This is a genomic window from Desulfovibrio inopinatus DSM 10711 (assembly GCF_000429305.1).
GTDB lineage: Bacteria > Desulfobacterota > Desulfovibrionia > Desulfovibrionales > Desulfovibrionaceae > Alteridesulfovibrio > Alteridesulfovibrio inopinatus.
In genome coordinates this window covers 1-11,930 of record NZ_AUBP01000045.1, presented here as the reverse complement: position 1 = coordinate 11,930, position 11,930 = coordinate 1, and the positions used below count along the sequence as shown (strand labels likewise).

Genomic DNA, 11,930 nt, shown 5'->3' with positions numbered 1-11,930 from the left:
GGGAAAAACCCTTTTTGGAAAAAGGGTTCTTTCCCCTCCCCAAACCCCACCCCTTTTCCCAAAAACTTTAACGGGGTGGGTGTGGTGTCGGAGGGGTGTAGAGTGAATGGAATAAACCGTTACAGTTTTTGAATTCTGCACTCACTTTTCTTGATCGTTTTTGAAAAAAGTGAGTGCAGAAGCCGGAGGCGTCTTATGCAGATACAACTTACCGATGGAACGGATTTCGAGATTCAGTCTCTTTCCTGGGATGCGTTGAAGGAAATGGAAGACAGGGAACATGAAATCGCCTCGTTGTTCAGTCGGGCGCTGGAAAAGAAAAGCGACCGGGTACGCGGCAAAAAAGGTGGAAAACAGCCGGATACGCACGACGATGATGCGGCTGTCGAATATATGAAAAAAACGCGCCAACTTCAGGAATTTTGTGTGGAGTCGGTGTACGGCAAGGATATGGCCGACTTTCTCAAGCGGTCGTCGCGAGATTTTATTGCGGTCTATGAAGCCACGGCCATGTATTCCAACGGCAAAGGCGAGGCCGCTGAAAAAAACTCCTCGACGCCTGGCGCTGGCGTTCCGATAGCGACAAAATAACATATTGCCGCGATTGCGCCAGGCGGTACGACAACGCACCGCCGTGCGCGGCGTGTGCATGGGGTGAGGCGCAGGCGCCGGAAGTCTGGCCGGGGAATATGTCGGCATGGCGGCTCTGGTTGGCCTGCCAAACCCAATGGCGGACCTCGTTCGGCGGGATCATCGGCTTGGATTACACGCCCATGTACAGCGTTGCCGGGAGCCTCGGTATCACCATTGATGCCGCGATATTGCGAAAAATTCAGGTTTTGGAATCCGATACCTTGAGTCGATTCCAGGCCGCGAACACGGAAAATTGAACGAGACCTCATGGGCCAGACACAAACCCGCATTACCATCTCCGCACGCGATCATGCTTCGCTCGTGTTTCGGCGCATTGCCTTGGAATCCACTGGGCTGAAAAGCAAGTTGATGAGCGTGTCCGATGCCGTATTTTCCATCAAATCCGCATTGGTGGGATTGGGCGCGGGGCTGGTGGCGCATAAATTTTTAAGTGTTGCTTCAACATTTGAAAGTCTGTCTGTGTCGTTGGAAACCGCTATGGGATCGTCGGAAAAAGCGGCGGCGGCGTTTGATTGGATCAAAACGTTTGCGGCAACCACGCCCTATGAGCTGGAGGAAGTCACCCAGTCGTTTATCAAGCTCCAGAACTATGGACTCGATCCCATCCAGTTGCTTAAACCGGCCGGTGATACCGCCTCGGCGTTTTCCAAGAGCCTCGATGATGCCGTGGAGGCCATAGCCGATGCCTCCACCGGTGAGTTCGAACGCCTCAAGGAGTTTGGCATTCGGGCCAGCCAGGAAAAAGACAAAGTCACCTTGGCCTGGTCACAGGGTGGAAAGCAGATGGAAGAGACGATCGACAAGACCTCCTCGTCCATCATTACGAAGCTCCTTGATATTTTTCAGAAATTCGACGGAGGGATGGAAAAGCAATCCAAGACCTGGAAAGGCTTGTGGTCGAATATGCTCGATACGGTCAATTCGTGGGTTGATACAGTCATGAATTTGGGGCCGTTTCAGGTGTTGAAGACATCGCTCGGTGAGTTTTTGGCCTATCTCGAAACGAGCAAGGGCAAGATGGACCTCGAAAAATGGGCGTTGAATACCGGGCGGGCCATTTTGCAGGCATTCCAGGTGGGGATTAATGGGGCGAGTTCGTTTGTTCAGGCGTTGAGTTCGGTTGCCGGTGCGCTGGATGTGGTTATTCAGAAGCTGCAAAACATGGGACCACAGGAATACGCCTTGTTGGGGGCGGCTGCAGGCTTTTTTACCGGTGGGGTAAAAGGAGCCGTTGTCGGGGCGGCCGCCGGATTTGGCGCGTATGGGGTCGTCAATGCCAAAGATAATCTCCGCGATTATATGATCAACAAGGGGATGCCGGTTCCCGCCGATGGAAAAACATACGAATTGGGCGCAGTCGGCACCGGAATGGGGAATCTCCAACGTGTCATTGGAGAACAACAAACCAAGCTGGAAGAGCAACAGAAAAATTTTGAAGCGAAGTTCCGGGCAAAAGAGAATCGAAGTACGTTCGATCTCCTGAAAGGAAATACCTCTCCACTTGAAAATACCTCCGGCGGTGGCGCGGGGTCGCCTTCAGGATCACCCAAAACCCCCAAACACGGACGCACGCTCGATATCGAAGCCGAAGCCAAGCGGGCCACGCAGGCGCTCAAGGATTTGCAGTTTGAATTGAAAGAGCTCCAGCTCAATCGGTTGGGCGATACGCATGGCGTGGAGCTCTTACGAATTGACCATGATGCCTCCCGCGAGATTGACCGGATTGAAGAGCAGCTCGACAAGGTGGGGGCCGGGCCTGTGGCGGATATTTTGGCCAAGCAAAAAGATGTGGTCTTGGCGCTCCGGGAACAGAAAATGGAAATGGCGGAACAGGAGCGCTACCTCGACCGGATCCGCGATACCTCCAGTCACCTCCAGGCCATGGCGAGCAGTACCGGGAAAGGCCAATGGAATGCCCAACGCTATGATGCCTGGGCAAAAATGGAAGAGGTGGCCACGAAATACCAGGGCGATCCGGAAAAAGTTGCGCAGGCGGTCGAGGAATACGAAGCCGCCATTCTCGATATCAACCGCCAGCAAGCCCAATATCTCGTCGAACGCGTGCGCGATATGGCCACGCTCTCCGGATCGGTGAAAGCGGTATACGATGCCGAGTTGCGCTTGCTTGACCTGGAAAAAGAGCGGGCTGCCACGCCTCTGGATGAAAAGCTCATTGAAAAGAAACAATCCCATCTCACCGCGCGGCGTGATCTCGATGTCGGGAGCCTCATCGGGTACGGCGCCAATCAAGCCGTCCTCAGTACCCATGAAGAATTGGCCGATTATTATGAAAATATTTTGCCTGATGCGATCGATATCACGAGTTCCAGTGTTCGAGAGCTGTTTTCCGATATCGTTGCCGGAGGGGACCAGGCCGCCAATGCCTTGGCCAGTTTCGGGGAACGCATGGCGCAATCGTTTGCCGATTTGATCATGCAAATCGGGTTGGCCATTCTCAAAATGGAAATATTGAACGCCTTGGGCTACGGATCCGGCGCAACCGGTGGTGGAGACATGGGCGCCACGGGAGGCGGGGGCGAGGAGACCGCTTCAATGGGCTGGGACGATTACAGCAAATACATTTCCATGGGCGCTTCGCTCGTTTCAAGTATTGCCTCGGCCATGAGTTCGTCTGCCGCAACCGGGTATGCCACGGGTGGATCCGTTCCCGGTGTCGGTGATCGCGATACCGTACCGGCCATGCTCATGCCCGGTGAATTCGTCTTGCGTAAATCCGCCGTCAAACGGATGGGTGTCGACTATCTCAATGCAATCAATGAAGGTCGTGTCGATCATTTTGCAGCGGGTGGTTTAGCCGGATATGGCGGGCAAGTGTCGTCCGGGCCGGCGGCACAACCCTTGCCGTTTGCCGTGTTTGTCGCCAATCCGTCGAACAGCCGTTTGGGGGCCAATGCTGCCGCGTCCCCCTCGTCCGGTTCTTCCGGTCAATCCCGTGCCGTGCATACGTCCGTGCCGGTCACGGTCGTCAATGTCGATTCACCGGAACGAATTCTTGAAACGCTCGGTTCGCAGTATGGCCAAAATGTCATTTTGAATACCCTTGCCAAGAACAAGGGCAAAGTCTCGCGCTTGTTACGGAGTCGTTAATGGCGGTTATCCCCGGAACAGATATTCATGTGTGGTTCATTCGGCCCACGGCTGTTGGGCGCACGCCGGAATGTGTGCTGACATGCCGTTTCCCCGTTGCCGTGCACCAGGCCAAGAATCGTTTGGAACAGCGTCGGCCGCTGACCATCCGGCCTCTCTGGTCGTATCGCTTTTCCGTGGCCGGCGCGCCGTTTGATTTGCCGCTCATGTCAGGGCTGGAGCTGGCTCAGAATGTCAGAGTTGCCGTTCCGGTCTGTTCCGAGTCGTACGATCTGGTTTCATTCAGCACGACCACAATGCAAATTTCTCCGGAGGGAAGAGGAGCCTTGTCCACGGCAATGTACTGTTTTTTTGCCGATACGTACGACCTTAATGCCTATGAACTTGCTGAAATTACAAACATTTCAGGTAGTATGCTGACTGTTTCCGGGACGAGCGCAACCTGGGATCCCGCTCGAAGCGTGATCTATCCCGCCTTGGTGGGAACGGCCACAGGATGGTCAGGCAATACCAAGGCGGCCTGGAGCATAGAAGGTTCCATGACGGTAGAAGAAGAGTTTGCCCGGTAGAGGCGGAGGAGCCTCCGGCGGCTCAAGAAACTTTTTGAAAAAAGTTTCTTGAGAATCTTCAAAAACGTTTAACGGTTTTCATGCTTTGCCTATGCATACAATACCAATGATAACCACCACCATACCCACCCCGTTACAGTTTTTTGGAAAAGGGGATGAGGTCCGGGGAAGGGGAAAGAACCTTTTTTTCAAAAAAGGTTTTTCCCCTTCCCCGGCCGCCGGAGGCTCTCCCCATGCTCACCCCATTTTTTGATCACGGTGGGTTGTCGCCGGTGTTGAATATGCCGCCAACCTCCTCATCGGGCTTGCCGTACCAATTTGAGGAATCGAGTGTTGCCGCTTCGAACGTGCTGGGATTGGGGGTGAAGAAGTCCCTCGTGTCGACGGTAAGCGGCCAACCCGGTATTGTTCGGGCATTTTCGCTGACGTGGCGGGCACGCGTTCGCTCGATGCGAGACAGGTTGTTCCAATTTTTTTTGGACTGTCGCGGAGCCTGGGATGGGTTTTGGATCCCCACGTGGACATGGCACGTCATGCCGACGGCTCCGATAGGGGCGCAGGATGCATTTATTCTGGGAAGCCGGGGAGCGGGGTATAGCGATTATTTTACGGGCACGGAATACCTCTTTTTAAAACGCCGCAATGGTGATGAGATGATACGTCAGGTGATGGGCGCGGATTCGCTGGGAGACGGCGAAAAAATTTACCTCAATGCACCGTATGGGATGGATATCGAGCCCGATGATGTCGTGATGTGCTGCAAGGTGCTGCGGGTGCGCTTTACCGGCGAGATGACGGAAACCGTGATTTCCGATCGGGACTATGTGCACGATATTTCAGCGGCCGTGGTGGAATTGCCCAATGAAAACGAGGCGACACTCACCTGGGAATTGCCCAATGATGCCTGGGATGCCTGGAGTCTGGGCGATGCGGGGCAAGTCTTGGGCTATCCGCATCCGGATGTCGATGTCCCGTTTTTCTTGCCGCTCAATGCCGGCCAGTTTTCGACTCTGGCCACGGGACCGGGCGGGCAATCACACTGGTTTCTGTCGGCCTACGGTCGATTGTTCGGTCTGGGCGACAACAGCCAGGGACAACTCGGGGTACCCGGTGATTTCGGTACGGTCGGGCCGGTCGACACGGTAAATCGATATACCAAAATCGTACGCGGTGCGGCCTGTGGTTTTGCCCTGCGTACCGATGGCACGCTCTGGGCCTGCGGGCTTAACGATCACGGCCAGCTTGGTGTCGGGGATACCGTCAATCGATCTGTTCTCACCCAGGTGCTGGGTTTGTGGCAACACGTCTACACGCAGCGCGGGTATATTGTTCTCGGCGTGAAAACCGATGGAAGCCTGTGGTGGTGGGGCGGAGATACCAGTACGGCCACGCCGACATTGTTGGATGACGGGAATTGGCTGTCCGCGGTGTGTTTGGAAGAGCCGGGATATGGTGATCCCCCCACGGTATTGGCGATTCATGCTGATGGGAGTTTGTGGGGGCGGGGTTGGAACCATTTTGGGATTCTTGCGACCGGGGATACCGTCGATCGATCGACAATGACTTTGGCGGATAATGGGCCGTGGAGGTGGCTGGCCACGGATGGATTCTATGCGGTTTGCGGAGCACGTTCGGACGGATCGTTATGGGCGTGGGGGGTGAATTATTATGGGATGTTGCCATTTGGAACTTATGCGTCACAAAAAGTGACCTTGCCAACACGAGTTGAAGGACGACAGGATTGGATGGTCCTGTCCATGCGCTCAAGCGTGGCTTTGGGGCTGCATCAAGATGGATCGTGTTCCGTTTGGGGAGAGAATGGTCGATTGGGGTTGGCCAATCTGTTTAATGTCAATGCCCCGACACCGGTTGTTCGGAGCGGGGCCAGAGCTGTCGCGGCGTGTGAACAGGCATTGTTTTGTCTGGCGGAAGGGCTGACGATTCCTCATTTCAACGTGTTTTTCTGCGACAGCGGGATGTCGGGATATGACCGCTTGCCGCTGTTGTCCGATACGGCGCTGACAACCATTGAGTCCGGTGGGTATCGTGTTGTTGGCCTTGATGAAGAGGGATATCTTTGGTCGTGGGGATATGTGTACCAATCGCATGTGGAATATAGATACGAAATAGCAAGCGGAAATACGATATATCTTCCGAAGCGGTATCCTGTGATATTCAAGGTTATCAGCGTATCATCTAGCGGTGTCTTGTATGGCGTTACGCTCGATGGCGGCCTGTGGCATGCTGATGTTCATGATGACGGTACACTGGACATGACGCAATTGGGTGAGCCTGAAGATACATGGTCATGGGTCAAAACAGGAACATGGGGTGGGGCTCTGGCTATCAAAGAGTCGGATGGATCCTTATGGCATTTCCCCATAGATGAAGATCCGGTGTTGTTAGAAGGCACACGGACCTGGCGAGAAGCGGTCATGTTCACACAATATAAGACTCCCTATGTTGTGGCTATCGATACGTTCGGTATCATGTGGCATAAGGGGTTCGATTTTCTTTCCGGACAAGGCCCTGATCTGGCAACGCATGGTGATTTTGTCATTGCCAATGCGGCCACCTGGACATCATTGGAGTCTACGTATGACTCGATTTTAGGTACGAATAGTAATGGTCAAGTCTTGGCTCGTGGCTGGAATTCTGACCGTTTATTAGGGGGTGGCGACCGGGACATCTTTTGGAATACGTTTCGTCCGATTCCCGGATTGACCGGCTGTGTTCGTTTGAAAATTCGGTATTACGCGGCGTTGGCGTTTGATATGTATGGTAAGTTGTGGATTTGGGGCAGGGGGATCACGACAAAGGGATTAAAAGATGGGGATGCTCTCTGTCCGTATCCGTATGCATTGGTATCATCGGGGGTACTCGATGCAACCAATAGTTCGACCTCCACCTTATTCCTTGGAGAATCGCAATAACTTTTAACGGTTTTCATGCGTTGCCTATGCATACAATACGAACGACAATCCCCCTCACGCCCAACCCAGCGAAAGTTTTTGGGAAAAGGGGATGGTTCTGCACTCACTTTACTTGGTTCAAGAAAAGTGAGTGCAGAAGCCGGAGGCCTTCCCCATGACGAACATCCAAACAGGCTATATGGCCCAAGCATTTGTTCTTGAACCGGTCTTCCCGTTCGCCGGCATTCCGGATGCCTTTTATCTCACGAGCACACCGCGTGAACACGCGACGATAACCGTGGGCGGTATCACCTGTGACCCGGCGCTCATTGATGTTGACGGCTTGACGTACTCCAAGTCGATCGACTCGACGAGTATGACCGTCAAAATCCAACAGATTAAACCGATCATGCGGAAACTGGCGGGCGCGGCCTGGGCCGTGATCAAAGTCCGCCTCTATTGGGTCAACTTGTCCGATCCGGCCAACCCGACATACGCATTGCTGGCGACAATGTACGGCAACCCCACGCTCAACGGAGATGACGTTGAAATCGAATGCAGTCCGAACCAACGCATTTTGGGATGCCGCGTCCCGCGAGACCGAGCCACGAAACAATGCAATCACGAACTCTTCGATAGTGCCTGTCAACTCGGCCGGGGCGCGTACGAGGTGACGTTGCCCGGCGTTTCCACACCAAGCGATGATCAATTGATGTTGCGCCATGTCGCGTTGGCGGCATACGGCGACGGCTATTTTCAACTCGGGGAAGTGCTCTGCGGGTTTGAACGCCGGACGATTGTCAATCATACCGGCGATTCCGTCACGCTGACGGCTCCCTTTGAAACGGATCCGACAACCATCGCCTTGACCTTCTTGCCCGGATGCGACCGCAATTATCAGACGTGTCGTGACAAATTCGCCAACACCAACCATTTCGGCGGATTGCCGAATATGCCGGGCAACAACCCTATCTTGCTGGGAGCCTGATATGGAACCGCTCTATACGGATCCGTCAAGGTGTGCACAGTGGTTATCAACACTGGCGAGTTATGAAGGCACACCGTTTTGCCATGGGGGCCGATCCAAACGGCGTGGGGTCGATTGCGTCGGCTTTGTCTGCGGTGCCTTGGTCGAATGCGGGTTTGCCGCGCGCGTCGTGCCGGTGGATCTGTCTCCGGGCTGGCAACGGGGGCAGGAGGTTGAGCCGGTCCGTGACATTGTGCAGGATCAAATCGATCTGCTCAATCCGGGGATGGGGTGCGAGGTCCATTTCCCGGCTCCGGATCTCATGCCGGGGGATATTCTCTTTCTCTATTTGCGTGCGCGCTGGCGAGCCTATCATATGGCCGTCTGGGTGGGGGACTATGCCTTGCACGCCATGGAGACCGTCGGCGTGACCCGGTGGCCGCTGGACCGTAAGAACATGGCGCGTGTTGCCGGTATAGGGAGGTTGATGTGGGCTACTGGTTCATAGCGGTTTATGTCGTTTCGATGATTGCCTCGGTTTTGGCGAGCGAATATTCCAAAACCCAGACCGCAACGCCCTCGTCACCACTGCCGAAAAGCGTCACGGATTTCACGGTGTCCAATACCAAACAGGGGACACCGATACCGTATGTGTGCGGCTGGGGCCAAGTGGCCGGCATTATGGCCTGGTACGGCAAACAAGTCGTTTTGCCCTATACGCAATCCACCGGAGGCGGGAGTAAGATTTTCGGAGGCAGTTCGTCGGCGGTGGCGGGATGGGTCTATTATATTGACCTTGAAATCGTCTTGGCCTCGGGCAAACACGGCGATGTGCATATCCACAGCTATCTCGTCAACAGTAAAAACATCGGGTTTACCAGCCAGTTTTTAGCCGATCAGTACGCCATGGGGGTCTGGGAGTTCGGTGGATCCGACAATACCGTCCCGGCTCCATATGTGCCCAATTCGTGCCCGAAACACGGGTTGGCGGTCAATTTTCTGTTCAATGTGTCCTGCGGATCGGATACGCGCGTCCCGTCCATTTCCTATTACGTCTATCGTTGGCCGACGGATATGCCGTTTCCGTGCACGGTCGAGCTGACGAGCGGGGCCAACCCGGCCGCAGCCATGTATGATGGTTTGCGGATGGCGGGCTGTCCGGTGGAACTGGTTGATGTCGATTCGTTCGAAGTCGCTTCGACGCTCTATGCCCAACGGGATTGGGGATGCAATATCGTCTTGGATCGGGAGGTTGACGCCGGGTCGTATTTGGCCGAGTTGAGCGATGTCTACAATAGTTTTCTGGCTTGGACCGATGAAGGAAAGTTTGCGCTGCGTCTCGATATGGACACGACCACGGACGTCAAAGCGTCGATTATTGACGATTTTTCGCAGTTTTCTTTATCACCGCGCGACGATGCCACCATGTACACGGACTGGACCGCCACGTTTGTGGATGTCGAGCAAGCCTTTTCCGAAGAATCCATATCCGTTCCCGATCCATCCACCCGGAATATGGTCGGTGGGACGCGCCGGGCCATTACGGTGGATCTCTCCACCGTGCCCACGGCGGAAGCGGCGGCCGATATTTTGAGCGTCAAATACTGCAAATCGGTTCGGGCCTCGCGCACGCTCCAGTGTACGACGTCACTCCGTTTTTGGGATGTTCGGCCGGGTGATGTCATCTATATCGAATGTTCCATGCATGACGTCAAAGGCTTCTTTTCCGTATCCGAAGTTCAGTTGCCCTCGTTGCTCGATGAGCATCCGGGTGTACAGATGACGGCCGAATCGATTTTGATCCGGAGTATGGATCAAGGGAGCGGGACGCTTAATTTACCGGAATCGGTCGGGCCGTTGGTGCCGAAACCGGAATCCGGGTTTGTGCGTCCGTCCATGGAAGTGGAACCCTTCGAACATATCCATGTGGTGGAGCTGGATTACGATACAACCTACGGCGATGGGCCGGCCGTGGCGGTATGTTGTCAGCGCGTGACGCAAACCGAAACCGGCATACGGGTCTATGTGTCGACCGACGGCGGTTTGAGCTGGCCCGGTGTGCATACCCTCTCTTCCTTTTGTCAGCGGGCAACATTGGCCGAAGACTACCCGGCCGCCACCCATCCCTTGGATAAGACGCGCGGTATGCTCGTCACGCCGGATGAGGATGCCGATTGGAGTCAGGTGGCCAACATCGGTGAGGCCGAAGTCTGGACATCGGGCCGGGCTGTTTTGGCAGGTGATGAGATTTTACGGTTTCGAGATTGGACCGATGAAGGCGAAGACGTCAGGCTCAACGGGGTGGTCCGGGGAACGTCCTGGACAACCCCAACCGCTCACCCCGAAACCCTGGAAGTCTGGATATGTCCGGATCTTCCGGCCTGCACCATTGCTCTTGGAAACACGGCTACGACCACCATCAAGTGTGTGCCCATCACCGTCACCGGCCAGGACGGGCATGATTTGTCGCAAGCCGTTGCGATCACGTTGACGCCCACATTGCGAGCCTTGCGACCGTTGTCTGTGGCGCATATTCAGGCATCACGCTCCGGAGATAATATCGCCGTCCGAGTTTATCCCATTTCCAAGCGCGGCTATGGTGCCGGGGCCTTTGGTGCGGGGTCACGGGCTGATGATGAGACTCCCGTCTTCGAGGGGCGAATAGAGTATCGCATCAACGGCGGAACCGTCGTCCAGCTTCCCGATAATACCAGAGATTTCACCATCACCAACAGTGCCCCCTGTCTCATCGAATGCCGCCACCAATACGCCGGCTATGTCTCGGCGTGGAAGTCGGTGGAGGTGTAAGAAGAGAATGAAGAGTTGGGGAGGGGAAAAACCCTTTTTGGAAAAAGGGTTCTTTCCCCTCCCCAAGCCCCACCCCTTTTCCCAAAAACTGTAACGGGGTGGTGAAGTGGGGGTTGTCGTCGGTGTTGAGGCTGTTTGAATAGAATAAACCGTTACAGTTTTTGAATTCTGCACTCACTTTTCTTGAGCGTTTTTGAAAAAAGTGAGTGCAGAACGGAGGCATTTCTTATGGCTACTCGTGAATGTAATCTTGAATCGATCCTCAAACCGGGAAAGACGCTGTCTGTGCCTGCTGGCATGACAAATTGGTCATACGCCGTGGATAACAACGCGGCGATTCAATCGGATCTGGCCGCGTTACTCCCACGTACGGTGAAAACGCGAACGACGACAGCACCGCCGGTCGGGCCGGTGAACGGTGAAGCTCATATCGTGGCCAGCGCAGCCACCGGCGACTTTGCCGGTTATACCGAGAGGATTGCGGTATGGTCGAGCGCGGAAACGGTGTGGTTGATCGTCACGCCGCCGGTGGGCTGGCGGATCTGGGTCGAGGACGAGGGAGACATGGTGGTCTGGGACGGCACGGCCTGGGATGTCGTCGACGTGCTCCATGTCGGTTCCGGAGTGAACGTCGGCGGGGTTGCCGGGGTGGACGTGAGCGCGCTCACCGTGGTCACGGGGCTGCAGATTGATACCGGCACGCTCCAAATGAAAACCCGCGATCTTGCGATCACGGGCGGGATTGTCGTTGGGGTAGGGGATGAGAGCGCGTGGGTGGATGTGGAATAAAGAGGGAGGCTCGAAAGCGTACGATCTCCTCAGAATCATTAATGTATCCGATCAGACGCTCTTCTCAAACAACGGGAAGCGGCAAAGGGAGAAGTGCCAACTCAGAATCATTAATGTATCCGA

9 protein-coding genes are annotated in these 11,930 nt (G+C 54.9%); all 9 read left to right on the top strand.

The features are described 5' to 3' along the window. Nucleotides 1-195: 195 nt before the first annotated feature. The 9 genes from G451_RS0119820 to G451_RS33185 all read left to right on the top strand — a co-directional run bounded on the left by G451_RS0119820 (nt 196) and on the right by G451_RS33185 (nt 11,807). Nucleotides 196-591, top strand: coding sequence for a hypothetical protein (locus tag G451_RS0119820; RefSeq protein ID WP_027185617.1), 396 nt, complete (start codon nt 196-198; stop codon nt 589-591). Next, nucleotides 588-890, top strand: a complete 303-nt coding sequence (locus G451_RS30610) for a DUF1799 domain-containing protein (RefSeq protein ID WP_084448678.1) — start codon at nt 588-590, stop codon at nt 888-890. The genes G451_RS0119820 and G451_RS30610 overlap by 4 nt, the downstream gene beginning before the upstream one ends. A 10-nt stretch (nt 891-900) precedes the next feature. Further along, entirely contained in the window at nt 901-3,762 is a 2,862-nt protein-coding gene (locus tag G451_RS33190) for a tape measure protein (protein ID WP_051261716.1), read from the top strand. Continuing rightward, entirely contained in the window at nt 3,762-4,331 is a 570-nt protein-coding gene (locus tag G451_RS0119805; protein WP_027185616.1) for a hypothetical protein, read from the top strand. Before G451_RS33190 ends, G451_RS0119805 begins: the two co-directional genes overlap by 1 nt. A 233-nt stretch (nt 4,332-4,564) precedes the next feature. Then, the gene (locus G451_RS0119800; RefSeq protein WP_169727916.1) at nt 4,565-7,264 is read left to right on the top strand and encodes an RCC1 domain-containing protein; all 2,700 of its coding nucleotides are present in this window, start codon (nt 4,565-4,567) and stop codon (nt 7,262-7,264) included. Between the two features lie 154 nt (nt 7,265-7,418). Then, on the top strand, nt 7,419-8,231 hold the full coding sequence (locus G451_RS0119795; protein WP_027185614.1) for a phage BR0599 family protein: 813 nt from the start codon (nt 7,419-7,421) through the stop codon (nt 8,229-8,231). Nucleotide 8,232: 1 nt separating this feature from the next. Further along, nucleotides 8,233-8,718, top strand: a complete 486-nt coding sequence (locus tag G451_RS0119790) for an NlpC/P60 family protein (protein WP_027185613.1) — start codon at nt 8,233-8,235, stop codon at nt 8,716-8,718. Further along, nucleotides 8,700-11,018 (top strand): phage tail protein, encoded by a 2,319-nt coding sequence (locus tag G451_RS0119785; protein WP_027185612.1) that lies wholly within the window; start codon nt 8,700-8,702, stop codon nt 11,016-11,018. The genes G451_RS0119790 and G451_RS0119785 overlap by 19 nt, the downstream gene beginning before the upstream one ends. 228 nt (nt 11,019-11,246) lie before the next feature. After that, nucleotides 11,247-11,807 (top strand): DUF2793 domain-containing protein, encoded by a 561-nt coding sequence (locus G451_RS33185; protein ID WP_051261715.1) that lies wholly within the window; start codon nt 11,247-11,249, stop codon nt 11,805-11,807. Nucleotides 11,808-11,930: the final 123 nt, after the last annotated feature.